The organism is Legionella resiliens (assembly GCF_021344005.1).
Lineage (GTDB): Bacteria > Pseudomonadota > Gammaproteobacteria > Legionellales > Legionellaceae > Legionella > Legionella resiliens.
The window spans coordinates 123,333-145,164 of sequence record NZ_JAJTND010000004.1; the positions used below are offsets into that span (position 1 = coordinate 123,333).

Consider the following 21,832-nt stretch of genomic DNA (forward strand, 5'->3'; position numbering starts at 1 on the left):
TCCTTAATACAGTTCTGATGCCAAGGCATACTGGTTTTGCTTGTAAAGGAAAAAGCGAGTCGTGTAGGCAGGCTTGATGATTTGTTCATCACCCAATTGCGCCACATGCGCAAAAACATGGATAGGCACTTCGGGGTTAGGCAGTTGCTTAAATTCTTCTCCCGAATCATCAAGACGCATCTGTTGGTAAACAGGCTTTTGTATTGGTTGTTGCAGGCTCTGCTGATATAACTGTCTGACTGTTAAGCCCTGCTCAGGAATGGCGTTTTGCGACATCCTGGCAGTGGAACAAGCACTTAATGCCAGACTAGCGTAAAGCATTATCAAAGTTTTTTTGTTGATGGTAACCATAATCTAATACCCTCCCTTGGTGTTCTTTATCAATGGCTATGGTTTGGCTGAAATGTAAACTGAGTTGATTAGGGACAAACCCTGTATGGCCGCGGATACTTGCAGGAACAAAGACCATATCGAAGCTGCCCTGGATTCTTTTCTCTAGCCAGTCAGTAATCTTTTGGCTGCCTTCGTTGATTGCGCCACCAGCAGCAAAGTGCGCTAAGTCGCCTGTAGGTGTGGCAATGGCAGAACCTCCCTCTGCCTGATAACTCATTTGCCATTTAGACAGGGCATTTCCTGCACCGTGAATACCGCCAGCTGCCATGAAGGCTGTTAATACTCTGGGGGCATTGGTGATGTACTGTCCTTTGATACAAGGATTACCGAATTGCGTGGTCAGGTAACCAATGCTGTCGTTATTCACCAGCTCCGCGGAGCTTTTCATTTGTTCTTGGCCGACATTCACAAAATGTCCATCCTCAAAGACAAATAGGGCTGAGGTGACATAGGCGCGAACACAGCTGATGTTATCGAGAAAGGAACCAACGCCAATCGAATAACCGCTGATTTTCATACCAGTGATTTCTTCGGGTAGTTGCATCCCATTGGCTGTCATTAAATCCCCTCGACTGACAATTGCTGTGAAGGGAAATAAAGGCTGCATGAGTTTGCCCTCAACAGGAACTTCGCCGATTAAAGCTGATAAGAGCGTGATTTTGCTGAAATCGCTGCCAGATGGAATGGTATAAAAAGGCGTTTTAGTGGGTGCTTCTTCCTTAGTTGATGTGTCATGTTCAGGGAAAATTTTGCCTTCTTTCGGTGCTTTATCCAGCAAGGTATCCAGATCTTTAATTTGACCGGATACAGGCGCTTGATTGCCTTCCATGGGGTAGGATTGCGTTTGATGTTCAGTGAGTGACGCAAATTTTTCCTTTAATGCATTCAGTTCATCTTGCAATGCAAAACTTGTTTCTTGTTTGGGTTGTTTTAATTGTTTTTGCAGCGATTTATTCTCTTTGTGCATTTGATCTAATTTCTTTTCTGTTTCTAATAATCGCGCGGAAACATCACGAATATTGTCATTGAATTGGCTTGCTATAGCTTCGCCAAAATTATTAGGATTGGGCGTGTTGTTGTTAACCGGTGCGCTATGACGGCTATTAATAAGAATCATAATGACCGCAAAAACCACCGAACCTGCCAGAATTTTAATGCCATTGTTTTTATTCATCGGCTGTACCTCGCATGTTGGATGAGTGCTGTTGCAAAAGGTTGATCAGAAATTAAAAAGACAGTAGTGCTTTCGTGTTGATTGCGTGGCGGCAGTGCGCTTTTTGGGTAAAAACTGGCGGTTTGCCAATGCCCCATCAGCTTGGTGAATTGCAGCTTTATAGGTTGATTCAGCAAATTTTTTAAATCGACTGCGGTGACGTAAAGATTGCCGCCACGCCATGAAGCCAGAGGATGAGCTTCAATGCTTGCACCATAAAACAAAGGAATGGTTTTATTGGTTTGCATAGGTGAGCGATAAATTCCCTCTGGAATTTCTCTGACCCGTTCAGGCGAATACAAGGCTTGAATGGCAAAACGGGTTAATTGAATAGCGTTGTATTCATATTGACTGGCTCCTGCATTAAGGTTGATGTTGGGATCATCTATCAGAATCTCAATCGGCGTGGTGTTGACTGCTTTCTCATTGGCATTAAGATTAAGAATAACCACTTCGCCTTCAGGCAATAACTGGACAATCAAGCGAGAATCTTTGAATGATTCTTTGGCTTTAAGATACAAGCTACCTTTGACTTTCAGAATATCGAGGCTGGCACTGAGTTGTTGATCAATTACCTTAATGGCTTGGGGAAACTGGACTAGCCGCTCTTTATTGATCGGTAATTCAATTGTTAAAGGAACTTTTTCCCAAACCAGGTGTTCACTTTGCAGGGCATGGCTTAGGTGCATCACAGCAAAGCACAGAGCGAATAAGCTAATTTTAATGAGTTTCATGGTGTTCCTCCGTGTCGACCAGTAAATCTTGTAAACGTTCTTCAGGACGGGTATAGCCATCCAGAGCTAATTGAAAAGGGTTGTGAAGACGCGACAGGTTGAGCTTGACCACACGAAGGTGATAAGCCACTACTTTGTCAGCAATGACCATGGCAGAGTTGTCTTTGAGCCTTTGCGTAATGCGTAGTATCAGCTTGACTTCCCAGGTATCGGGACCAATTTTTTTAATGTCTTGCGGTTCCATAAAGCGATAGAGACTTGCTACTTGAGTGCGGTCAAAGAGTTGAGCGTTTTTATAAGCTGCCAGGGTTTCACGAAGTAACTGCTCATGCCGTGATGTGAAGTAATAATGAAAGGCTTTAATGTTTAGGTTGAATTCTTCTTTGCCTTTATTAGACCAGCTGTAGAGTGTCGGCATTAAGGAAGTCACATATCCTTGCACGTATTCATTCGGTATTTCGCTTGCCTTCATTAAACCGCCATTAGCAGCCATATTAGGACTAAGCCAGAATTCATAGCGTTTGGGCATGATCATCAGGTTAATAATTAATGCTAAGATGATGATTGATAACACACCGACAAAAGCCAGTAATAAACGATTGTGATGTTGTAGGCTGTCGATTTTTTTCCAGTAGTTAAACATGCGGCTCTCCAACAGATTTATTCTTTTGCCAAGTTCCCTGGTAATGAATCCAAGGTGAATGTTTGAGCCTTAATCGCACCATCCACTGAATCGTTTTCTTCATCACATAACCATAGGGCTTACCTGCTTTGATGCGGGAAACTCCTTTAGGCCACACAGTAATAGACAGAATGAATCCAATCACAAAACCGATGCAGCCAGATGCCAGCGGAAACCCAACCATTGCTCCTAAGAGAACGAAGAACAGGGTAGTTGCTGGGGTTGTGGTGATAACAATCCAAAATAATTCACGAAGACTTAAACCTTTCCAGGCTGGGAAGTCGTGTGACAGATGGCGCGAAGAAGGCTGACTCATATTTCACCTCCTATATTTTGAACTTGGTAATCATGGTGTAACCCACATAACCAGAAGCAATGCTAATGGCTAAATAGGTGATGCCCATTACGGCAAAAGTACCGAAGGCCACCATGGATCCTTCGTTCTTTTTAGACTCTTCAATACCGTGTTGTACCGTGGTAATGAATTTAATAAAGGTCACGACAGCGGTAATGAAGAGCAATAAACCCAGACCTTGTTTGACGTAATTCCCTGTCACGGTCATCATGCTTTTAGAGCCGTCCCCGATGTTGTCCGCGTCGGAAATTTTAGGGAACCAGTTATCTGCCAATAGCACAGGGGCATATAAGATATTTACTACTCCAAGGCAGATTGAGCGAATTGTTTTCATGTTGTCTCCTTAACAAATAAAACTAAAATGAAGATCATCAGACCAATCACTAATCTAATGAGCCGAGAACCCAGACGCAGTAAGTATCCATGTTGTTGTTTTTCCTCTGCGTCCATCATGTGGTTGACAGACCACATCACCGCTAATATCACCAGGGCTATGGCAATAAAGCGGATACTGCCGGAAAAGACTTGTGCCGATATGTTATTGCTTGCTTGTTTAAAGGTGGTGGCAAACATTCTGGCTATTTCGTCTTTACTCATTAGGGTTTCCTCACAAAGTCCATTTCCAAGGCTTTGATCTTGCGTGGTGCAATGATGGGTTGGTTGATGTAGTCAATCAGGCCATTGCGAATATTTAGTAAATCTTCTCTTAAGCCCGCATGATGTTGGCCTTGAGTATCTTCAAATTCTTCAATTTGTAATTGGATACGAGCATTAGGCGTTATCTGTGTTTGTGCTTCATCAAGAAGAGGCATGATGGCGTTAATCTGGTTAATGATGCGCACCAGCGTTTCATTTAAATCAGGGTTATTAGCCCAGCTGTGCAGGCTTATCATCATTAAGGTCAAACAAAGCAATCGTTTCATGGTTTCTCCTTATAAATACTTCTTAAAGCGACTGGCCGTCATGGCCACCATTAAACCCATCAATAAACTGATAGGAACAAAGACATAAGCAGGGGTGATACTCACAGGCAGGGCAAGCCAGAGCATGAGTAAAATCACAAGTCCCTTTTTTAAACAGTGGTTAAGTCTGTGGAATACATAAGAGGATTCACGGCCTAAGCAAGCGGTGCGTATTGCTCTTTGGTTAAGACCATCAACTAGACCTGCAACCATGGTCAGGGCAAATAAAGGCATGGCAGCGAATAAAATAATAAGTTTGATTAACAGACATTGACTGCTTAATAAAACAAGCTGGAAAAATTGTTGTGATTTTTCGAGTAAGTCTGCTGCAAATTCATTAATCGCTAATTTGTTTAAGTAGGGAATGGTTAGTGTCCAGCTAGATTTAGCATCTAAGGGTAGGGCTGCCAATAGTGAACCTTGATAGACAGGGGTGATGGCTTCTCTTTGAGTATTTACGAGAACATTGACCTTATCAAAGGCAAATGGGTAGCCATGAAGCAGCCATTGACTTACTGCCCAGATAATCAATGCTAACCAGCCCAGAAATAGAATCAATGTTAATTGCAAGGTCATTTGTCTGGAATATTGTTTTATTGCCATACAGCCCCCTCAGCAATGATTAAGGGGTAATGTTGTTCATGGATGTAATTCAGCAGTGGATCAACATTGACGGGTAATAGTGGCAATTTAAACTTTTCTTGCAGAGCTACAATGGTTTCAAAGTCATTCACATTGGTGATGAACCCAGTGGCTTGCATGGATTTTAATTGCTCTTGATGTTGTTCTAACCATTTGATGGATTCTCTATCCGCGCCTATGACAAATAGAGCCATGTTTAACAGATTGGTATCCAATTTTTTGCGGCTTACTTTGCCAACAGTGGCTTTGCTCTTTGCTGGTACGCCAATAGGGCTAGACAGATTAAGTCTTAATGACGCATCACTTTGTGACAGCGTTAAAGGAATCACATTCATGCTATGAACATTTAAAGCGACCAACAGCAAGAGCAAAATCCTAATCATTAAAATCTCCCTAAATCGACGACTTGAGAAGTTTTGCCTTTTGCCAGTAAGAGCAATGGTGTTTGTTTCTTGTCGAGTTTTAAGCCCTCATACTGTTGGCTACCTGGGTTCAAGGTGATTTGTTGACTGGTCACCAAATGGATAGGGATTTGATGTCTGTTAGCCCAAAGTTGGATAGCGCTATTGTCCATATCCAGAAAGAGAAGATTGAGCTTGGTGTTTGGTGTACGGCTAATAGCATCGACCAGTTGCAGTACAATGGTGGTTACAGCGTCATCGGCTCTTATAAAGAAATAGAGCGTTTCACTTTCTTTTAATTGAATGGGTTGATGTGCATAGGGAGAGTAAGGAGATGGATCAAAATCACCGACTACAGGAACATCTTTAAACAGTTGGTTATAGGCTTTGTAAAAGGCATTGTTCCAGGCTATGTTTTGCGCGACCTTTTGGGCTTCTTGAAGGGCAGCAAGTTCGGCGAAATGCGCTCGTTCAGCGTCATTCCTAGCATTTAGCCCAAGAATATCAACAGGTGTCATACGCAGATCTTTGTAGTAAATACCACTTCTGCTTTGTATTAATTGCAGATAGCGTTTTTCTTCTGCCTCACTTAATCCCCAAGCTTTGGCTTCTTGTTTTTGTACGTCGTTAAGTTGAAAATCTTTGTCTTCAATAACTTCATCATGAAATTCAGCCAGACCCGCTTTCGTCAAGGCATTATCAGCACTTTGCATAGGTGCGGCGGCAATGCCTGGGATATACAAACCGGCAATTGCCTGTTGTCCCAAGAGTAAACCGATTGTCAGTGTGGACAGCTTAAGCATGGCTCACCTCTTGTTGATTCAGATGAACCAGCAAGTGAGCTTTGTCAGCATTTTCAAATTCTACGGTTTGCTTGGCAAAGTCGATATCAAAGACAGTCCATCCGGCTAAGGAATCGCCTTTTTCCAATGCTTGGGTTTTATAATGGTAGGAAACAGAGGCAACAGAAACTTCTTGGATACTATCTATACTCAATACTTTAAACAGTAGTTGACTTGCAGGAAGCATTTTGACAGGTTGTTTTTTCTCATCCAGATGACGTAATAAATCAGTAATGCCTTCAAGTTGTTTCTTAATGGCAATTTGCTCAGTAGTAAACATTTCACCTAATTGGTGTTCATCTTTATTTTGTATTTGTTGAATGAACGCTCCCAATTGTTTTATGTTTTGGGTAATAGGCGATAAATCTGGTTGTTCAATAGGTTGATTGAGTTGTTTTTGTATGGTGGTTAATCGCTCATCCAGCGTATTAAATTTATTGTTCTCAAGAGAAGGTTGGCTTTTTACACATACGAATACAGCCAACAATCCATTTAACAAAAGAAGAATAAGCCATTTGGCATCCAAATACTTTTTCATCCTGCTCTCCTTGCTATCAGACTAAAATTGATTTCTCTTAACAGGTCATCCTGCTTGAGATTGAATAGATGCTGACCAACTAACACTGTCAGTCCATCTGTAATCGATAAAGGTCCTAAATTTCGGTTAACCTGCGGCAGGGGTTGTTGAAATACTTGTTGCAGGCTTTCGCTTTGTTTTTCTTTTGAAGCAAGGTGATATCCTGAGTAACGAAGCCAGTAATTCACCGCTTCCCCAATAGTCTGTATGGAGGCAGGAAAATGAATTTGTTGAACGGTTTTCAATGGATTAATCTGAGCTGCCAAAGGTTGATTATTGACCGTGGCATAGCGACCGACTTGGGTTAAATTAGCTGCCTGACCACTTAGGCTACATAAAACAAAGCCGCAAAATAGATATTTTCTAATCATTATTGCCTCCTGATTCTGTAGATTTATCCCGTAATTTTTGAGCCAGGGCATGTTGTTCCATTGCTTTTTGGATAAAGACCTCTTTACGTTCAACATCAACATGTTTTGGAGCGTCTATACCTAATTTGATTAGTCCTTCCTTTTCAGAGATCAGAAATACTTTGATTCTGCCTTTATCAATGTAAATTGCTTCGCCCATACGGCGAATTAGAATTAGCATGATGTTTTTTCCTTAGCCTTTTTGAAGAGGTAGTCTTTCATTTGGTTGATATGAAGTTGGACAATTTGGGGATCAGTAGGAACATGTGTTTCAGTTTTTTGTTTGAGCGTTTCTTGACGGGCTTGGATGCCTTTTTGGATGTTGGTGCAGTACTCATAAAAAATCGGCAGACAAGGAGGAACAGCCAGCTTTTTCTTTATTTGTTCTAAAGCAAGTTTCAACACTTGATTGTCAAATTCTTTCAAGCCTTCTGACCATTCACGTTTTGAGACTTCGAGAAAATTAGTGTTGCTGTAAGTAGAGACCCACAGATAGCCATAAATTGCTGCAAGGCGCATAAACAGAGTATCCATTCTCTTATCGTACTCTGGTGTTGTCGAATGAGAGGACATTGCTTCCTGACTCTGGGGGTTCATCAAAGTCGAAATCGAAGTTTGCATCTTTGCAGGATTCAGTAAGGATATCTGTTGCTGATTTTTTTCGAGAACGCGTTTGATTGGCTTCATTTTGCTGCTCCTCTTGGGTTTTTAAGGTAAGTAATTCATCGTTCCAACATTTGCGTGAAAGCCAGGTAGCTGGGTATTTCCAGTTCGGTCGCCACTCGCCGATGAACTCCATTTCTTCACGATTATTAATTTGGGCTTGCAGGGCTGTTAGTATTTGTTCAACCAACTGTGCATCAGGTTTTAAAGAAGCAAATTCACGCCAGGCTTTAGTTCGGTCTTGTTTTAAAGGATAAAGAGACCAAAAATTTTCAAATTGCTGCTGTAAAAAAATAAAAAGATCTTTGGAGTTATGAGGTGTGTCGGGTTTTGTGTTTTGCGCTGTGCTGGGTTTTTGATATTTTTTATCGTAACTTGATGATTTAATATTATTTTTATCGTTCGGGTTTGTGACGGGTTGATGTGTCGGGTTTGTGTCGGGTTTATTTTGAGCAGATAAATCCGAATTGGCTAATAAGCATTTTAAAATGAGTTGTTTACCAATAGATTTGATCTCCACTAACCCAGCGCGCTCAAGCGAATAGATGATACGGCGTAATTGCGGACGACTAGGGCTACCTGAATGTTCAAAACCTTGGTGAGGTTCAACATAGAGGGCTTCAGCAAGCTGTTGATAGCTGATTTTACGCTTAACACCTACCAGAAAGGTATTACGGTCCATATACGGACGAATTCCCAGCAAATAGACTGATTGCTGGATATAAGGCAATCCCATTAGAGCTGATAATTCATCGGTATTAACAAACAAAAATCCCATTTTTCTTTTTCATCCTTCAAAAGCACCATCAAAAAACAGCGCTTGCACTACCAAATGATTTCAATTAGTATCAATCAATAACACGAAATGTGTTGTTGATAACCCATTGTAAATAAGCACTTTTTAGTGTCAATGGGGTATTTCCGTTTGATAGCAAATGAACCTAAATGAACATGAAAAAAATTATTGGCAGTAGAATTACACAGGCTAGAAAGGCGAATGGGTTGACGATTAAGGTCTTGGCTGAAAGGACGGGATTAGGGGCTGCTAGGATTGGGAATTGGGAGCAGGGAACTAGGAGTCCTGGGTCGGGTGAGGCTAAGATTTTGTCTAAAGAGTTAACAGTCGCTGCTTCTTGGCTACTTTGTTTAACTGATGATCCGAGGGGAGAGTGGGTAAATAATACTAAAGTTAGATTAGAGTTTAATCTAGATTGATTTAGTTGTTTGAAACTTAGTAAATCAACTACAACTATAATTTTTTGAGTGATATAGGGTTCCTACCGCTTTTGATCAAAGATTCATTCAAAGATTTTAAAATTTTGTCACTGATCTCTCCCATTGATAGCTTATCTAAAATATTATCAATATTGTATAGGAAGAATGGGGAAGTTTTGCATTCAAACAAGTAAATTAGTAGCTTAGCTGTGGCCTCTGGAAATCTAGTGGGGAAGTCATTTTCTTCTAGATGTAGAAAACTGCCTTTTTGATCAAATTGAGCAGATTTCATTTTTGTTGCGATTTCTACAGCCTCTGGAAATTTTTCACCCAAGTAGGGCAACCAACACAACATGCATTGTATCTCGGAGTTATTTAAGTCCTTTGGTATACCCTTAATGCGATTTTGCCAATATAACTTGAGCCAACTATCCCAGTTTGAAATGACTTTATCATCGTCAATGTTTTGAAGAAAATATTTTATTCTTTGGGAAAGTACCAGCCGTTCTTTTTCCTCAAGTATATCTAATAATTTTGGCAGCCATAAATCGTTCGGATCGTTTATGTACCAAAATATCATAACAACATAAAATTCAATAAATCGCTCTATTCTTGTTGGAAGCAAGTTATAAATTTGGGGTAACATATTTAAAACGATATCTTTTAGTGTTGTAAAAACTAAAAGGGACGGTCCAGAAGAACTAAGAAAACCATGCCATGCTTGTATAACTCGTTGACTATCTTTATCTGTAAAAATAGGCATTATTGTGTTTCTGGACCAGTTTTCATCTAAGGAAAATAAATAATTTAATTCCGCACAAATAATGGGAATGGTATAAGCGGTTTTGGGATCAACTGTAGAGCAGAGGGCAGTAAGATTCTCTTTGTAAGTATTAAATGCCGTTTCTATATTTATTTTGCTATTACAGTATAAGGCATTTATCCAGTATGTTGCTAAATTACCTTCCGTTGTGTTTATAGCTGCGCTATAAAAGTTCTTTTCACTATTGCTAAATGGCTCTTTAGATTTGTTTAAATTGTTCCATAATGTTTGTGCAATGATGTTAAGTTGGTCTGCAATATTAGACAAATAAGGTACACCACCTTGCTTTACTGCACCTAGCAAAATCTCTGAAAGTTCCTTGGGATATTTATTTTGTAGTCTTATTTCATTTAATATTGAAATAATAGCACTTGAGTTTTCAGGATTTTCAGGCCAATTTTTTAATTCGTTTAAAATAACTGGAAAAAATTGACTATCAATTTGGTTCTTCTTGATTAGAAAATTACAAAATGCAATCCCCCAGTCTTTGTTATCTTTTACTGCATCCGAAATTGCCCATAAAAGTCCTTGCATAGAAAATTCTTTTGATTTGTCTATTTTAAAGTTAATTATTTTTTGGAACCCATTGTCATTTTTAATTGTAAGTAACTCTTGAGCTGACCAAGGACTTTGGGGGTTATAATTATCGCTTTCTAACCACATAGTTAAATCAGGATAACTTCGTATTGTTAGTTCGGGATATTTTTCATGGATAAAAGCAATTTCATTGCTTAAGAGTTGACAGTCTATACAGTTCTCTTGCAGCCACGCTAACCATTGAAATTGTTCGTAGGCATTTACCTCGTCTTTATCCTTATCTACATGAGAGTCATATTTTTTAATTTCAAGAATGACTTTCTGACGAAATTGATCGTTTAACTGATTATAGTTATCTCTTAATAAAACAAAAGCTTCATGACGGTAAGATGAATTATGCAAACCTTTTTCTAACAGCCAAGCGACTTTTTTTTCTGGCTTAATCTTAGATATGTTTATTGAATAAAGACATAGCCGTTGAATTATTAATGAAGTAGAGTTTTTGTTATTTTTTATCCAATAAGACAGATTTTTTGGATTGGTTTTGGTCATTGTGTCAATAGCTTCTTTAGCCGTATCGATAATAACATCTATGGATTCTGGGAATTTATCTTGCTCATGTGGCTCTATAGCAGATCTTCTCCAGCTATCAGGATCGTACTTATCATCCCCTATAGACCAATTTAACGATAGTTGACGCCTCTTAATAAGTAGTTCTGTACATAAATCCAGGAGTTGAGTGGCATGATTATCATACCAGGATTGTAAATATTCATCTCTTATTTGGTTTAAGCACCAATGAGAAGCTTGTGTTTCTAATTCAGGCAAAATTTTACTACTGGTCCTATAGGAAGATTCTCTAAGCGTAATTTTTGTATTTGCTAATACTTCATATATTTTATATAGGCACTCAAATAAACCTAATTTATGACTTGATTCCGCTATCCAACTCAGAGAATATTCACATACATAATAAGGTGCAATTTGTACTAATAAATCTACCCATCGTATGAACAATTGGTGATCTTCAATTTCACTGATTTTTTTTGTTAATCTGTTCCAAAAATATTGTCCAGCTTTATACCCATGTTTATTTAACAAATAAAAGATGCATTCAGGTTGTTTATTTACAAATCCAACCAACCAATCCACACATATCCTTATCATTTCAGGTTGAGAAGAATCAGAAAAAATATCTGGAATAGCTTTATTACTATCAAGCCAATATATCCAGTCTGGATCAATTGCTTTCTGTGTAAAATATCGAAATTTAGACTCGTCATTACACATTGAAAGAAGATGATCCCTGTCTTCTAAATCAATATGTTCAGGTTTTGATTCGGCCAGATTCCAAAATATTTCTCTCCATTCACTTGGAGGCCGGTGAATAAATTCACTTAATTTTTCTAATGATAAATGCAAGTGTGAAAAATCACTTTTTGATGTTTTCTGAAAGGAAATAGGTTCAATACCTAGAGTATGCCAGTATTCTTTCTCTTCATCATTGCCAATCATTGCGAAGCGGCTACCTAATGACTTATCAGGTAGTGATCTTGCTAGATAGCGCATGACTATATCGTTATGACTATAACCTATAAATAAAACAATGTAATTTTCAAATAAGCTTACGAGAAAACGTCTTGCCCAACCTTCTGTTAAATACGCTTTTCCGAAGTCTCTATCGGTTAAGACAATGCTTTTGGGAAATCTTCTAGAACCATGAATATCTACAATACCTTCAAAATCATGGCCCAAGGGTAATGCTGGGGCTGTATATATCTGCGGAGGATTTGCCCAAATAGCAGTAGCAGCAAACTGAAACAATAAATCAAAATTTGTAGTAACTATTCTGACATCAGTTGGTCGTTTAAATAATTTTACAATTGCAGTGTGTAACGGCGTAAATTTATTTTCGTCAATAGTAGTTAATTCGGAAGCTCTATTACGAATTACTAGATCATCAATACCAAGGTTACCAAGAAAATAATCTAAATCATTACCATTTGACTGTGGTTCTAATCCTGTACCTCTTGCAATTTGCCTTGCTAACTCATAGAAACATGGTAGATTTGCAGGTTTGCCCATGGAAACACCAGCACCGGCAAAGACAACCAATCTGTTGTGTTTTAAAGCTTCAATGACTTTAACTGGAAAATCAACTCCATTAATGATCATGGGGCAACCTATCTACTTATCATGATTAAATTGAGAAATATTATTTTCTCGCCATTTTTTTGTTAACTTCCCAGTGAATGCTGCATTCAGTATCGATTGAGTTTAAAAATCCATCACTTTTAAATGTTATTAATTTTATTTTCAATTTCAAGAGAAAATAATGATTCAACTTGGTTCACTATTTTCCAATTTTATTGGCAGGCATCCCTTTCTCATTGATCCATTTGTAAACTGTATCTCTTTTGACACCAAGATAAATACCAATTTCATCGACTGATAACCATCTATCATCCATTTTTGGACCTCTGAAAATTAGACATACTTTTTAATTATAATTGATTTAACTAGTTTTAGCCTATTTTGCTTCGACAATTTAGAACTGTTTAGAACCGTTTAATATATGGTATTTTCGTAAGCTATTCCATTTTAAAGGATTGAAATATGATCAAATGGATATAATTGATGCAATATATTATGCATAGATACAGTTTTAGAGCATTTTAAATAGAATATTGAGATAGTCTTTTTCGAGTATAATTATATTTAATATTCATTGTGATAAAAGCCCCAGCCACTAAAACAAATATTAGGATAGATGGTGACGATGCTACACCAGTTGTTCTAACAAGTATTAGTGAAATCAGTGGAGCTAGTCCGGCGGATAAACTTGCCGCAGTAGAATATAATACTGATAAAACTGTACAACGTAATTTAATGGGAAACATCTCAGCTAACATCACTGGTACTGTTGCATAATATGCCCCAGCTGGAATAGCGATCAAGACTTGCCCTAATATAAACTCATTAAGGCTATAGTGGGACAATGAATAAAAAAACGGTTGAGATAGAACAAGGAAGCCTATACTTGCCCAAATAACGATCTTTTCTCGATTAATTTTATCAGACAACTTGCCAATTAGAGGAAATACGCATAGTAATACTATTAATGATATTATGTTCGAAGTAATAATTTCATGATCCTTAAAATTTCCATAAAGATGAGCTTGCATAGGACCATAAATGTAAATTTGAAAAGTAGTTGTAACTCCAAGACAGCTTAAAATGAATACATATAGGGATTGTAATTTATTGGTTTTAATATAGTTAACCGACTCAGTCAGTAATTTTCTAAATTTAGGTTTGGGCCTGTCCGCATAGTACATGATGTATTCCATACTCTCAGGAATACACAATCGAATATATAACCCTATTGAAGATCCCAATAATGCTAGAACAAATGGTACACGCCAGATAAGCCAATTATGCTCTGGATAGTGATTTGTAAAGTAAGTAACAGTAAGAGCTATAAATGAAGCCACCAGCATACCGGACATGGCACCAAAAGAGGCCCAGCTACCTGAGTATCCTTTTTTAGATGTTTCGGCATTTTCAACAAGATAAGCAGATGAGTTCAAGTATTCAGCCCCACAAGAAAAACTTTGGATGATTCTTAATAACAGCAATGTGATTACTGAAAATGTTCCAATTTCGCTGTGGGGTGGGATAAACCCAATTAAACTTGTTGATAAACCCATAGTTAGGATAGATGCTGCTAGAATAATTTTTCTGCCATAAATATCAGATAATAAACCCATGAGCATTGCACCAATTGGCCGGGCTAAATATCCTGCAAAGAAAGTTAGAAATACAAGAAACAGTCCTTTGGAAACATCCCCAATTAGATATTTGGCAAGATATACTGATAACAGGCCACAAATTGCCATGTCAAAAGATTCAATCAGATTACCTAGTGTACCTGCCAGAATAATTCGGGTTTGATGTTTCATCTTGCCTATCCTTTGTTTTGTAATTCTGTCATTGTGGTTAATAATTCTTTGTCTTTCACATGATCAAAAAATAAAAACCCATTTAGGTGATCTATTTCATGCTGAAGAATCCGGGCTTCCAAACCGGAAGCTTTTTTGGTAATTTTATTTCCATCTATGTCAAAGCCTGAATATTCAATCTCCATGGCTCTTGGAACCTCTCCCATTAATTCACCGCAATTAAGGCAACCCTCGTAGCCAGTTTGAATTTCTTGGGACAGGATTTTTAATGCAGGATTAATTAATGCAGTATCGGGGATCGGGTATTCTGGTTTTCTCCGTTTGGTATAATTAGTACCAAATACAATAACTCGTTTGCTGATGCCAATTTGGGGAGCAGCTACCCCTACGGCACCTTTGTCAGCCATAATGCCGAACATAGTCTTAATCAGCTCTTTTAACCAACTGCTACCAAATTCTGATTCAGCAATTGGCTTAGCGGTTTGTCTTAAAATAGGGTCGCTTTTATCCAGGAGTGTGTTCATAGGTCACCTGATTGTTGATAATTAATGTTAATTTCGGCTTAGTCGTTGTGCAGGGCTGTTTGTCAGGGAAAGTGAAATACTCTTGAATTCGCCTTAACGCAAATTTGCCCAATGCTAATAGCTTTTCGCAATGAATGGAGCTTTTGTTCTGGATATAGGGATTTATCCGTTTTAATCCAAATGAAAAGATTGCTCTGTATGAATCATACTCAGTGGGGATTGAAATACCTGTGATGAGTCCAGGTTCTATCTGTTTGTATTTTGTAATTGCTTCTATACAGCCTATATGAGGAAGTTCGCTCCATAATTTCGGTTGATCCTGGCTGATGAACTCTGGTTGATAGCAACCATCAAATAGCCAGAGACTTTTCTCAATTAAATTTTGCTCTATAGCTGGGTTGGAGGACATGAAAAAGATCTGTCCTGCTTGATTGATGAGGGCAATGGAAGCATAGTCTGTTTCTACTTGCCCGAGTACGTCAGAGAACACTTTTCGCATGGTGATATAATGTTCAAAGAGAAAATCTTTTGCTTTAGGGTGAAGCCTTACTTCAACAGCTGTTACATCCATATCTACAAACTTCTTAAACGGCATGACTGTGCTTTTTTCTTTGTTCTTCGTAGGAAGAAATGGAACCAATGGCCAAGTCAATGATTTTTAGTAAATTATTTTCCGATGTGTCAATTGCACGTACTTCTTTGATTAATCCTAACACAAAATCGGCGTAATCGTCATTACTTCCATGAGAAACAGGGTATAAATGATGGCTTTGCTTCAAGATGTAATGAAGTAGTGTTTCATCGACTTCATTTTTCCTAGGAGCTGCATGTCCTTCCTCACCAAATAATAGCCAGCCTGGGTTTACATGAAGATGATGAGCTAATTGTTTAACTTTCTCATAATCAGGTAGAGCATCACCTCTTATATAGCGACGGCAGATTTGTTCTGATGCACCTGTAAATTCTGCTAGGGCTTTAATACAGATCCCATTAGGTGAACGAGATGCAGTATGTCCTTTATCTTTGAGGGTATGGATCAAGCGATTTGCAAACGATTGATAGGGTCCCTTACTCATAAAATTATCCTTTTAATCGAACGTCGTAAAAAAATTATCATATAAAACGGTATCATTCAATATCATATCGTATATTAATTTAAATTTCTTAAAAATACATATTGATAATTATTTTAATATCGTTTTAATATTAGTTTCGCTAAATGATACTTAATGTTCATTTTGCGCGATTTGGACTTTATTACATATGTTTTACAGGAGTATATCGCATGTTTTACGATCAAAAGATCACCATCTATAAGGGTATTATTCAGTATCTACTGGATTCAACCAATTATTCTCTACAACGAATCGCTAATTTATCAAACTCCCCAATTGCTCATTTGCAGTTAATCTACCAGCACAATCGTTTACCTAAAGAAAGTAAGGTTGAATTGAATTTGCTGAAGCTGTTTATCACAGTCATTGATATGGAACACAAGGGTGAATGGAAGGCTCGTTTACAACTTAAATAACAGAGGGATTTGGAGAATCAATGATGCAACCAGTTAATGATCTATTTACACAACAGATTCTGTTTATCAATGACGTTGAAGTCATTATCGGAAAGGACCGATTGACTTTACGCCGTTGGTGGAGTGAAGGGAAATTTCCCAAGCCAGTAAAATTACATGGCAGAACTTTAGCCTGGCATAAAGACGTGATTGATAACTGGATTAATCAATATGTCAGATAAATCCATTTTCATTGCCTGAAGTGGTCAATGACTGCTTTAGACAATGATTAATTTCTAAAGGTTTATAAGTAATACTTATCATCCCCTTTTTCTAAAATGACTTTAAAACCGCAAGTGTGAGAGATGTTGAGGAAGTTACTAAGCTTTACATCTTCTTGCTCACCGGAGCGAATTTTTTGAATTACAGTTGGAGAAAGCCCTGCTTTTTCGGCCAGTTTTCTCACGGTCATTTTGCCATTCTTCATGAGTGCTTTGATGATTTCAGATAATAGAAACTCATCATATTCTTTTTCAAATTGTTCACGAAAGAGAGGGTCCTGCATTTCTCGTTCAAAAGTAGATAAATGTTTCTTAGTCATAATAATCACCTGTTTTTACTCTACTGGTATATTGATCCATAACCTTTAAGGCTTTTTCCTTTTCGGTTAAAGGTAACTTATCCTGCTTCTTCCTAAAGGCATTAGTTAAAATTATTTTTCTGTCTTCAAAAAAGAAACATAAAAATCTATCTGGCTTAGGTTTGAAGGCATAAATTTTGTCTCCTTCATGTCTAAACTTGGTTTTATCGTGAATGATACCGGCATCGCCCATTCTCTTTAATAGCTTCAACAACTGAATGCGTTCGTCTTTATTCAAAGAATAATAATATTCTTGAGATTGGCTATGCTTCTTTTCGTCAAAGTACCATTCAATCGTAAACTTTTCGCCTTGATAGGCAATATATTCAATATCTCTATTCATTATAATTGTACCACTATAGTTGCACAAATTCAAATTTGTTTATTGTTAGTTCTTCTATCAGGCTACTCCATTTATCTAAAGCCTCTTTGCGCTGGTACAGCATTTCGTCTTTGTTATAAGTCGCCATGATCTTAGGCATTTTATGTCCAAGGCATTTTTCTATAACTACTGGGTCGATTCGCAATGTTTCTCCAAGCTGAGTGGCAAAAGTGCGTCTGAGATCATGGGCAGTCCATTGTGGGATACCTACTCGTTTTTGTATGCGTTGAATAGCTTTAGATATCGATTTATCGCCTAGTGGGGAATCATCATCGACCCCAGCTAAAACAAAATTAGATAAGCTGATTTCTTTTATTTCCAACAGAAGTTTTTTAGTAAGCTCGCTCAGATGAATCTTCATGCTAAGTCCGATTTTATTATTCTCGGGAGGAATAATCCAAAGAGATTTCTCGAAATTAAATTCAGACCATTTTGCTAGTCTTAGTTCACCAGTCCTTGCACCAGTTAATAATATGATTTTAATGGCGTTTTTAATCTGAATTGACATCGAGTGATTATCACTATCCAAAAATAGCCATATTTTTTTTATTTCATCAAGATCGAGATTGCGATCACGAGGTTTTTCTACTCCACCTATGTCTCTTGCTCGAATATTTATGGCTGGATTAATTGTAATTTCTCCTCGACTTACCGCGTAATTAAATACTTGTTTCAAGGTACTAAGCACTTTATTGGCGTGAACAGGGGAGCCTCTTTGAACTATATTATCCAAGGCCTTTGCTATGTCTCGAGGCTGTATTTTTTCAATTTCTAATGTTCCTAATAGAGGGATAATGTCAGCATCAATTTGTTGTTTAATCTGTTGAGGTTGCTTACGGTGTTTAACAATATAATTGTTGTACCAATCAGAAATTAACGTTTTCACATTATTATTTTTTTGGAGCAATTTTTTTTGGATAATGTCTTCTGGGTCTTGGTCAGACTGCCTTATCTCCCATAAATCATTAAAGGCTTTTCTAGCTTCAGCAACACCCATTACTGGGAAATTACCAATAGTGAGCCATTTCTCTTTACCGCCAAATTTATAACGGTAGAACCAGGTTTTCGTACCTTTAGGAGAAACCCTTAAACAAAAGCCATTACCCTCAGTAATATGGTAACGATTTTTTTCGGCACTTAAATTTGCAATTTTGTTATGAGTAAACTTTTCCATAATTATGCTCTTATTAGGATATCAGAAATTGGCTACACTTCTGGCTACACTTTTTTGTTTGCTTGTATGAAATCAATTTATATCATTTGAAATATTGAAATGCAAATAATCCTTTATTTAAAAGGATGTTATGGTTATAATTGAATTTGTTTGAAATTAAATGAAATTGGTTGACACTAGCATGGGGTGCTAGTGGTCGAAGGTTCAAATCCTTCCGTCCCGACCAAGCCCAGTAAGGGTTTTATAAAGTCCCCCAAATCTCCTCAGAAATATTTGGTACCAGTTTTGGTACCGATCATTAGGATATAGGAAGCAAGTGTATGCCTAATCTACTAAATCCTATTGAGACTCGCCTAATCAGGGTTGATAACCAAATAAATGAACTTTCAAAAAAAATTTCCGATTGGAAAACTAATGATCCGCCTAGAGTAAAATGCGAATTAAATGAGAGTAGATTAGGGTTTAAATTAATACTTGAAGAGTTTAAAGAACCGAATGTTCTACAAAATTTGGGATTACTAGTTGGGGAGTGTGTACATAATTTAAGAAGCATCTTAGATAATCTTGCATTTAGCTTGGCTAAGCTTAAAATGGATCCACCTATAAATCCCCATAAAATATTCTTTCCGATTTATGATATAGAAGAACTATTTAAAAAGAAAAAAAATGAATTGGGAAGGCAGTTTTCTACTGAGGTAATTAATAAATTCGAATTGATACAACCGTTTCATAGGAATAATCCTTCGGTTGAAGGTTCACCAGAAATTGATCCTCTAATTTTGTTACAGTGGATAAGCAATAATGATAAACACCGTATTCCTTCTATCTCACTTTTAATGCCTCAGGAATTTCAACATTCGCCTAGTGTAGAATTTTATTCGGACGAAGATGCCGCATTAAATGTACCTCCAGTTGTTATTCATCATGCAGGGTTTTTAGAGCCTGGGGTAGTTATTATGGAGAATATAACAAACAGACCTATAAAGAGCGTAAGAGGCAATTATAAATTTCAAGCTACATTGGTCATCCCTTTAAAAAAAGGATATGAACCAATTGATCAAATTCTAAAACATTTAAGATGGTACGTTGGTTTGGTAGTAAATGAGTTCAAGCAATTTTTTTAACAAGTTTAGTAACTTTATATAATTCAAGGTTGAAAACACTTGCTGCGCTTGCTGACTTTTTAGTTATGCCTCATTTTTGGGAAAAAATTATCATTGAAAAATAACTTATTATTCCTTGCACAATCGCTTCAAAATCTGCTTTCCTTTCTTCTTTGAGATTTCGTGGTTATCAAAGCTATTTTGGCTGTCTTCTTTGAGCAGCAAGTAGTTTTTCCTGTAGGTAATATAGCAAAATGATATTCATCAAGACTACGCTTGCTAAATCTTGTCAAGCAAAAGAGTGATGAAAGTCCTTTTTTTCCTCGCGTTGGATAGCTTGGCATCAAGTTTATATAATTTAATTTATTTATAAGATAGACATTTTCTCTCAGTTCCGTCCTATAATTGTACAATGCTACTGTTTATCAATGTAGTAAGACAATATCACTCACATAGTGAATGGACAGGGGTCTTGAATGAGAACAATCAAGAACGCCAAAAAGGAAATATTAAAAGAAATAGAAAGTTATTGTATTGAGCATCACCTCTCCCTCTATGCTGAAATAACTGGGAAAAGTTCAACGTATTTCATAAACTTATTTGAAAAAAAATATGATAGGTCGTTTTTTAGGTCATCACCTATTAAAAGCATTGCAATTGATAAGAATGAGCTCAAACAGTTAAATCATGAAAAAATTCACAAAATCGTTTTAAAAATATTTGAGGATCATGAAGAAGAAGAGTTTCATCAAGGTGTTGGGATAAAAAAATGAGCACTAAAGAAAAGGAGATAAATAAAAAAAAGCTAGATAAAATCAAATCCGATAATACATCGAAACGGTTATGGTCAAGAGTTGACTTCTACTCTACTGAAGCTTCAAAAATTGCGCGCCAATTAGCGTTTACAGAGGGTGCAATTTTTTGGTCACTTTATTTCACAATGGCAGTTAAACCTAAGGGGTTGGTAGTATTATTTTATATAGGGCTTATCTTGTTCTTCTTAGTAGATTTATTTCAATATTTATATGGTACTATCAAGTTTAAACAAAAAATTTTAGCAAGGAACAAAGCTAAAAAAGATAATTTGGTCGTGCCTTCGATAGGAGATAAAATAGGCAAAAATATTTTTAATATATTTATAATAAAACTAATCCTTCTCATCCAGCCAACAATAACCTTAATTTTAATATTTATCGTATATATTTCTTCATAATACTTATATCAATAGCCAGCTAGCATTGATAAGCGTAGCGTAATTAAGGTTTTCTTTCTCCGAAGCGCTAACCATTAACATGTTCCGGTCCCATGCTTGCCCAGTGCCTATCTATTCGACTACTCTGTGTATAATGAAAATGTGGCCAATCATGAAGATCGTCTACGATCCAGCATACATATATAGGGTCAGGCCTTGAGTTTTGAATTTAATGGTTTTTATTGGCTCATAGGTGCAATGCAAAATTCAAACCTGATCCTACACGCACGTACGAGTGCGATTAAGACGATCTCTAATATCAATCCATACTGATTGAAATTGTTATTTAATCAATCGAGTCTGGCTCCATTGATTTTGTTCCTACTAAAATAAACTAAACTAATTTTATTGCCATGAGCGGAGTATTTAATATGGAAACTTATAATGTGTATCTCATTCGTTTTTGTCCTTGGCCTGATGAGAGTCATCGTAAAGAGGGATTTAAATCTATTCAAGAAGCTAGGGATTACATAAAAAACCCTGTAGGTAGTGTAGTAGGACATATGTGGGTGATAATAAAAATACCTGACTCTGGCAATCGGTATGAGTTAATTGAACATATTCCAAAAAATTATTAATAATGAGATAGTATCTCGATTAAAAAGGTCAGACTCGATTGATTTGGCAGTTAGTAGGACTGTATGCTATTCCTCCATTCTGAAGTAGTGGATTAATCGCTGCACATATATAGGGTCAGGCCTTGAGTTTTGAATTTAATGGTTTTTATGGCTCATGGGTGCAATGCAAAATTCAAGGCCTGACCTTACATGTGTGTTTAAACAAGAATCTACATCAATTTAATATTAACTAATTGATTATCAGCGCCTAAATAGTAA

At 37.2% G+C, this 21,832-nt stretch carries 32 protein-coding genes; 7 read left to right on the forward strand and 25 right to left on the reverse strand.

The genetic code is table 11. The annotated features are described in order from the left end of the window. Positions 1 to 3: 3 nt before the first annotated feature. Genes LXO92_RS06030 through LXO92_RS06105 form a run of 16 tightly spaced genes read right to left on the reverse strand, consistent with a single transcriptional unit; the run spans position 4 to position 8,652 of the window. A complete protein-coding gene (locus LXO92_RS06030) occupies positions 4 to 351 on the reverse strand; it encodes a TIGR03751 family conjugal transfer lipoprotein (protein ID WP_232890590.1) in 348 nt (115 codons plus the stop codon). After that, complete coding sequence (locus tag LXO92_RS06035; RefSeq protein ID WP_232890591.1) at positions 308 to 1,567, reverse strand: TIGR03752 family integrating conjugative element protein; 1,260 nt, start codon at positions 1,565 to 1,567, stop codon at positions 308 to 310. Before LXO92_RS06035 ends, LXO92_RS06030 begins: the two co-directional genes overlap by 44 nt. After that, entirely contained in the window at positions 1,564 to 2,340 is a 777-nt protein-coding gene (locus tag LXO92_RS06040) for a TIGR03749 family integrating conjugative element protein (RefSeq protein WP_232890592.1), read from the reverse strand. Before LXO92_RS06040 ends, LXO92_RS06035 begins: the two co-directional genes overlap by 4 nt. Further along, the gene (locus tag LXO92_RS06045; RefSeq protein WP_232890593.1) at positions 2,327 to 2,983 is read right to left on the reverse strand and encodes a DUF2895 family protein; all 657 of its coding nucleotides are present in this window, start codon (positions 2,981 to 2,983) and stop codon (positions 2,327 to 2,329) included. Before LXO92_RS06045 ends, LXO92_RS06040 begins: the two co-directional genes overlap by 14 nt. Then, the gene (locus LXO92_RS06050; RefSeq protein WP_232890594.1) at positions 2,976 to 3,338 is read right to left on the reverse strand and encodes a TIGR03750 family conjugal transfer protein; all 363 of its coding nucleotides are present in this window, start codon (positions 3,336 to 3,338) and stop codon (positions 2,976 to 2,978) included. The genes LXO92_RS06045 and LXO92_RS06050 overlap by 8 nt, the downstream gene beginning before the upstream one ends. A 10-nt stretch (positions 3,339 to 3,348) precedes the next feature. Continuing rightward, a complete protein-coding gene (locus tag LXO92_RS06055) occupies positions 3,349 to 3,711 on the reverse strand; it encodes a hypothetical protein (protein ID WP_232890595.1) in 363 nt (120 codons plus the stop codon). Next, positions 3,708 to 3,974: a hypothetical protein gene (locus LXO92_RS06060; protein ID WP_010652870.1), complete on the reverse strand. Its 267-nt coding sequence runs from the start codon at positions 3,972 to 3,974 to the stop codon at positions 3,708 to 3,710. Before LXO92_RS06060 ends, LXO92_RS06055 begins: the two co-directional genes overlap by 4 nt. Next, positions 3,974 to 4,300 (reverse strand): RAQPRD family integrative conjugative element protein, encoded by a 327-nt coding sequence (locus tag LXO92_RS06065; RefSeq protein WP_232890596.1) that lies wholly within the window; start codon positions 4,298 to 4,300, stop codon positions 3,974 to 3,976. Before LXO92_RS06065 ends, LXO92_RS06060 begins: the two co-directional genes overlap by 1 nt. Before the next feature lie 9 nt (positions 4,301 to 4,309). Further along, positions 4,310 to 4,942, reverse strand: a complete 633-nt coding sequence (locus tag LXO92_RS06070) for a TIGR03747 family integrating conjugative element membrane protein (protein ID WP_232890597.1) — start codon at positions 4,940 to 4,942, stop codon at positions 4,310 to 4,312. Next, positions 4,933 to 5,364, reverse strand: coding sequence for an integrating conjugative element protein (locus LXO92_RS06075; protein ID WP_232890598.1), 432 nt, complete (start codon positions 5,362 to 5,364; stop codon positions 4,933 to 4,935). Before LXO92_RS06075 ends, LXO92_RS06070 begins: the two co-directional genes overlap by 10 nt. Continuing rightward, complete coding sequence (locus LXO92_RS06080; RefSeq protein WP_232890599.1) at positions 5,364 to 6,185, reverse strand: TIGR03759 family integrating conjugative element protein; 822 nt, start codon at positions 6,183 to 6,185, stop codon at positions 5,364 to 5,366. The genes LXO92_RS06075 and LXO92_RS06080 overlap by 1 nt, the downstream gene beginning before the upstream one ends. Next, a complete protein-coding gene (locus LXO92_RS06085) occupies positions 6,178 to 6,762 on the reverse strand; it encodes a hypothetical protein (protein ID WP_232890600.1) in 585 nt (194 codons plus the stop codon). Before LXO92_RS06085 ends, LXO92_RS06080 begins: the two co-directional genes overlap by 8 nt. Beyond that, positions 6,759 to 7,172 (reverse strand): PFGI-1 class ICE element type IV pilus protein PilL2, encoded by a 414-nt coding sequence (pilL2, locus tag LXO92_RS06090; protein ID WP_232890601.1) that lies wholly within the window; start codon positions 7,170 to 7,172, stop codon positions 6,759 to 6,761. Before pilL2 ends, LXO92_RS06085 begins: the two co-directional genes overlap by 4 nt. Beyond that, positions 7,165 to 7,392, reverse strand: a complete 228-nt coding sequence (locus LXO92_RS06095) for a carbon storage regulator (protein WP_232890602.1) — start codon at positions 7,390 to 7,392, stop codon at positions 7,165 to 7,167. Before LXO92_RS06095 ends, pilL2 begins: the two co-directional genes overlap by 8 nt. Further along, entirely contained in the window at positions 7,386 to 7,745 is a 360-nt protein-coding gene (locus LXO92_RS06100) for a hypothetical protein (RefSeq protein ID WP_233291523.1), read from the reverse strand. Before LXO92_RS06100 ends, LXO92_RS06095 begins: the two co-directional genes overlap by 7 nt. 4 nt (positions 7,746 to 7,749) lie before the next feature. After that, complete coding sequence (locus LXO92_RS06105; RefSeq protein ID WP_232890604.1) at positions 7,750 to 8,652, reverse strand: hypothetical protein; 903 nt, start codon at positions 8,650 to 8,652, stop codon at positions 7,750 to 7,752. A gap of 173 nt (positions 8,653 to 8,825) precedes the next feature. Between LXO92_RS06105 and LXO92_RS06110 the strand changes: the two genes are divergently transcribed. Beyond that, complete coding sequence (locus LXO92_RS06110) at positions 8,826 to 9,089, forward strand: helix-turn-helix domain-containing protein (RefSeq protein WP_232890910.1); 264 nt, start codon at positions 8,826 to 8,828, stop codon at positions 9,087 to 9,089. Positions 9,090 to 9,123: 34 nt separating this feature from the next. On the opposite strand, the gene LXO92_RS06115 is transcribed toward LXO92_RS06110, so the two are convergent. The 6 genes from LXO92_RS06115 to LXO92_RS06140 form a co-directional block, all read right to left on the reverse strand. Beyond that, the gene (locus LXO92_RS06115; RefSeq protein WP_232890605.1) at positions 9,124 to 12,624 is read right to left on the reverse strand and encodes a DUF4020 domain-containing protein; all 3,501 of its coding nucleotides are present in this window, start codon (positions 12,622 to 12,624) and stop codon (positions 9,124 to 9,126) included. Positions 12,625 to 12,802: 178 nt separating this feature from the next. Continuing rightward, on the reverse strand, positions 12,803 to 12,919 hold the full coding sequence (locus LXO92_RS06120; protein WP_425600745.1) for an excisionase family DNA-binding protein: 117 nt from the start codon (positions 12,917 to 12,919) through the stop codon (positions 12,803 to 12,805). A 205-nt stretch (positions 12,920 to 13,124) separates the two neighbouring features. Continuing rightward, complete coding sequence (locus tag LXO92_RS06125; protein WP_232890606.1) at positions 13,125 to 14,411, reverse strand: MFS transporter; 1,287 nt, start codon at positions 14,409 to 14,411, stop codon at positions 13,125 to 13,127. Positions 14,412 to 14,416: 5 nt separating this feature from the next. After that, positions 14,417 to 14,935, reverse strand: coding sequence for a peptide deformylase (gene def, locus LXO92_RS06130; protein ID WP_232890607.1), 519 nt, complete (start codon positions 14,933 to 14,935; stop codon positions 14,417 to 14,419). Beyond that, on the reverse strand, positions 14,916 to 15,530 hold the full coding sequence (locus tag LXO92_RS06135; RefSeq protein ID WP_232890608.1) for a flagellar biosynthesis protein FlgJ: 615 nt from the start codon (positions 15,528 to 15,530) through the stop codon (positions 14,916 to 14,918). The genes def and LXO92_RS06135 overlap by 20 nt, the downstream gene beginning before the upstream one ends. Continuing rightward, the gene (locus LXO92_RS06140) at positions 15,520 to 16,011 is read right to left on the reverse strand and encodes a helix-turn-helix domain-containing protein (protein ID WP_232890609.1); all 492 of its coding nucleotides are present in this window, start codon (positions 16,009 to 16,011) and stop codon (positions 15,520 to 15,522) included. The genes LXO92_RS06135 and LXO92_RS06140 overlap by 11 nt, the downstream gene beginning before the upstream one ends. Before the next feature lie 209 nt (positions 16,012 to 16,220). Between LXO92_RS06140 and LXO92_RS06145 the strand changes: the two genes are divergently transcribed. After that, positions 16,221 to 16,466, forward strand: coding sequence for a hypothetical protein (locus LXO92_RS06145; protein WP_010652886.1), 246 nt, complete (start codon positions 16,221 to 16,223; stop codon positions 16,464 to 16,466). Positions 16,467 to 16,489: 23 nt separating this feature from the next. Further along, positions 16,490 to 16,687 (forward strand): helix-turn-helix transcriptional regulator, encoded by a 198-nt coding sequence (locus LXO92_RS06150; protein WP_010652887.1) that lies wholly within the window; start codon positions 16,490 to 16,492, stop codon positions 16,685 to 16,687. Between the two features lie 62 nt (positions 16,688 to 16,749). Here the strand turns inward: LXO92_RS06150 and LXO92_RS06155 are convergent, their stop codons facing one another. The 3 genes from LXO92_RS06155 to LXO92_RS06165 are packed head-to-tail and all read right to left on the reverse strand — an operon-like array spanning position 16,750 to position 18,641. Then, positions 16,750 to 17,046 (reverse strand): AsnC family protein, encoded by a 297-nt coding sequence (locus LXO92_RS06155; RefSeq protein WP_010652888.1) that lies wholly within the window; start codon positions 17,044 to 17,046, stop codon positions 16,750 to 16,752. Continuing rightward, positions 17,039 to 17,428: a type II toxin-antitoxin system RelE/ParE family toxin gene (locus LXO92_RS06160; protein ID WP_010652889.1), complete on the reverse strand. Its 390-nt coding sequence runs from the start codon at positions 17,426 to 17,428 to the stop codon at positions 17,039 to 17,041. The genes LXO92_RS06155 and LXO92_RS06160 overlap by 8 nt, the downstream gene beginning before the upstream one ends. A 13-nt stretch (positions 17,429 to 17,441) precedes the next feature. Further along, positions 17,442 to 18,641, reverse strand: coding sequence for a tyrosine-type recombinase/integrase (locus tag LXO92_RS06165; RefSeq protein WP_010652890.1), 1,200 nt, complete (start codon positions 18,639 to 18,641; stop codon positions 17,442 to 17,444). A gap of 320 nt (positions 18,642 to 18,961) precedes the next feature. Between LXO92_RS06165 and LXO92_RS06170 the strand changes: the two genes are divergently transcribed. The 4 genes from LXO92_RS06170 (at position 18,962) to LXO92_RS06185 (ending at position 21,574) form a co-directional block, all read left to right on the forward strand. Next, a complete protein-coding gene (locus LXO92_RS06170) occupies positions 18,962 to 19,765 on the forward strand; it encodes a hypothetical protein (RefSeq protein ID WP_232890610.1) in 804 nt (267 codons plus the stop codon). Between the two features lie 455 nt (positions 19,766 to 20,220). After that, positions 20,221 to 20,517: a hypothetical protein gene (locus tag LXO92_RS06175; protein WP_232890611.1), complete on the forward strand. Its 297-nt coding sequence runs from the start codon at positions 20,221 to 20,223 to the stop codon at positions 20,515 to 20,517. Next, a complete protein-coding gene (locus LXO92_RS06180) occupies positions 20,514 to 20,957 on the forward strand; it encodes a hypothetical protein (protein WP_232890612.1) in 444 nt (147 codons plus the stop codon). Before LXO92_RS06175 ends, LXO92_RS06180 begins: the two co-directional genes overlap by 4 nt. Positions 20,958 to 21,367: 410 nt before the next feature. Further along, on the forward strand, positions 21,368 to 21,574 hold the full coding sequence (locus LXO92_RS06185) for a hypothetical protein (RefSeq protein WP_232890613.1): 207 nt from the start codon (positions 21,368 to 21,370) through the stop codon (positions 21,572 to 21,574). The last annotated feature ends 258 nt before the right edge of the window (positions 21,575 to 21,832 follow it).

What these genes read in the sequence shown, in the direction of transcription:
- LXO92_RS06055 (WP_232890595.1), bottom strand. Translation starts at nt 3,711, where the DNA reads ATGAAAACAATTCGCTCAATCTGCCTTGGAGTAGTAAATATCTTATAT.
- LXO92_RS06150 (WP_010652887.1), top strand. Translation starts at nt 16,490, where the DNA reads ATGCAACCAGTTAATGATCTATTTACACAACAGATTCTGTTTATCAAT.
- LXO92_RS06170 (WP_232890610.1), top strand. Translation starts at nt 18,962, where the DNA reads ATGCCTAATCTACTAAATCCTATTGAGACTCGCCTAATCAGGGTTGAT.
- LXO92_RS06085 (WP_232890600.1), bottom strand. Translation starts at nt 6,762, where the DNA reads ATGAAAAAGTATTTGGATGCCAAATGGCTTATTCTTCTTTTGTTAAAT.
- LXO92_RS06160 (WP_010652889.1), bottom strand. Translation starts at nt 17,428, where the DNA reads ATGAATAGAGATATTGAATATATTGCCTATCAAGGCGAAAAGTTTACG.
- LXO92_RS06060 (WP_010652870.1), bottom strand. Translation starts at nt 3,974, where the DNA reads ATGAGTAAAGACGAAATAGCCAGAATGTTTGCCACCACCTTTAAACAA.
- LXO92_RS06105 (WP_232890604.1), bottom strand. Translation starts at nt 8,652, where the DNA reads ATGGGATTTTTGTTTGTTAATACCGATGAATTATCAGCTCTAATGGGA.
- LXO92_RS06185 (WP_232890613.1), top strand. Translation starts at nt 21,368, where the DNA reads ATGGAAACTTATAATGTGTATCTCATTCGTTTTTGTCCTTGGCCTGAT.
- LXO92_RS06125 (WP_232890606.1), bottom strand. Translation starts at nt 14,411, where the DNA reads ATGAAACATCAAACCCGAATTATTCTGGCAGGTACACTAGGTAATCTG.
- LXO92_RS06100 (WP_233291523.1), bottom strand. Translation starts at nt 7,745, where the DNA reads ATGGATACTCTGTTTATGCGCCTTGCAGCAATTTATGGCTATCTGTGG.
- LXO92_RS06065 (WP_232890596.1), bottom strand. Translation starts at nt 4,300, where the DNA reads ATGAAACGATTGCTTTGTTTGACCTTAATGATGATAAGCCTGCACAGC.
- LXO92_RS06075 (WP_232890598.1), bottom strand. Translation starts at nt 5,364, where the DNA reads ATGATTAGGATTTTGCTCTTGCTGTTGGTCGCTTTAAATGTTCATAGC.
- LXO92_RS06035 (WP_232890591.1), bottom strand. Translation starts at nt 1,567, where the DNA reads ATGAATAAAAACAATGGCATTAAAATTCTGGCAGGTTCGGTGGTTTTT.
- LXO92_RS06145 (WP_010652886.1), top strand. Translation starts at nt 16,221, where the DNA reads ATGTTTTACGATCAAAAGATCACCATCTATAAGGGTATTATTCAGTAT.
- LXO92_RS06120 (WP_425600745.1), bottom strand. Translation starts at nt 12,919, where the DNA reads ATGGATGATAGATGGTTATCAGTCGATGAAATTGGTATTTATCTTGGT.
- def (WP_232890607.1), bottom strand. Translation starts at nt 14,935, where the DNA reads ATGAACACACTCCTGGATAAAAGCGACCCTATTTTAAGACAAACCGCT.
- LXO92_RS06030 (WP_232890590.1), bottom strand. Translation starts at nt 351, where the DNA reads ATGGTTACCATCAACAAAAAAACTTTGATAATGCTTTACGCTAGTCTG.
- LXO92_RS06095 (WP_232890602.1), bottom strand. Translation starts at nt 7,392, where the DNA reads ATGCTAATTCTAATTCGCCGTATGGGCGAAGCAATTTACATTGATAAA.
- LXO92_RS06045 (WP_232890593.1), bottom strand. Translation starts at nt 2,983, where the DNA reads ATGTTTAACTACTGGAAAAAAATCGACAGCCTACAACATCACAATCGT.
- LXO92_RS06155 (WP_010652888.1), bottom strand. Translation starts at nt 17,046, where the DNA reads ATGACTAAGAAACATTTATCTACTTTTGAACGAGAAATGCAGGACCCT.
- LXO92_RS06050 (WP_232890594.1), bottom strand. Translation starts at nt 3,338, where the DNA reads ATGAGTCAGCCTTCTTCGCGCCATCTGTCACACGACTTCCCAGCCTGG.
- LXO92_RS06070 (WP_232890597.1), bottom strand. Translation starts at nt 4,942, where the DNA reads ATGGCAATAAAACAATATTCCAGACAAATGACCTTGCAATTAACATTG.
- pilL2 (WP_232890601.1), bottom strand. Translation starts at nt 7,172, where the DNA reads ATGATTAGAAAATATCTATTTTGCGGCTTTGTTTTATGTAGCCTAAGT.
- LXO92_RS06115 (WP_232890605.1), bottom strand. Translation starts at nt 12,624, where the DNA reads ATGATCATTAATGGAGTTGATTTTCCAGTTAAAGTCATTGAAGCTTTA.
- LXO92_RS06140 (WP_232890609.1), bottom strand. Translation starts at nt 16,011, where the DNA reads ATGAGTAAGGGACCCTATCAATCGTTTGCAAATCGCTTGATCCATACC.
- LXO92_RS06175 (WP_232890611.1), top strand. Translation starts at nt 20,221, where the DNA reads ATGAGAACAATCAAGAACGCCAAAAAGGAAATATTAAAAGAAATAGAA.
- LXO92_RS06040 (WP_232890592.1), bottom strand. Translation starts at nt 2,340, where the DNA reads ATGAAACTCATTAAAATTAGCTTATTCGCTCTGTGCTTTGCTGTGATG.
- LXO92_RS06180 (WP_232890612.1), top strand. Translation starts at nt 20,514, where the DNA reads ATGAGCACTAAAGAAAAGGAGATAAATAAAAAAAAGCTAGATAAAATC.
- LXO92_RS06110 (WP_232890910.1), top strand. Translation starts at nt 8,826, where the DNA reads ATGAAAAAAATTATTGGCAGTAGAATTACACAGGCTAGAAAGGCGAAT.
- LXO92_RS06135 (WP_232890608.1), bottom strand. Translation starts at nt 15,530, where the DNA reads ATGCCGTTTAAGAAGTTTGTAGATATGGATGTAACAGCTGTTGAAGTA.
- LXO92_RS06165 (WP_010652890.1), bottom strand. Translation starts at nt 18,641, where the DNA reads ATGGAAAAGTTTACTCATAACAAAATTGCAAATTTAAGTGCCGAAAAA.
- LXO92_RS06080 (WP_232890599.1), bottom strand. Translation starts at nt 6,185, where the DNA reads ATGCTTAAGCTGTCCACACTGACAATCGGTTTACTCTTGGGACAACAG.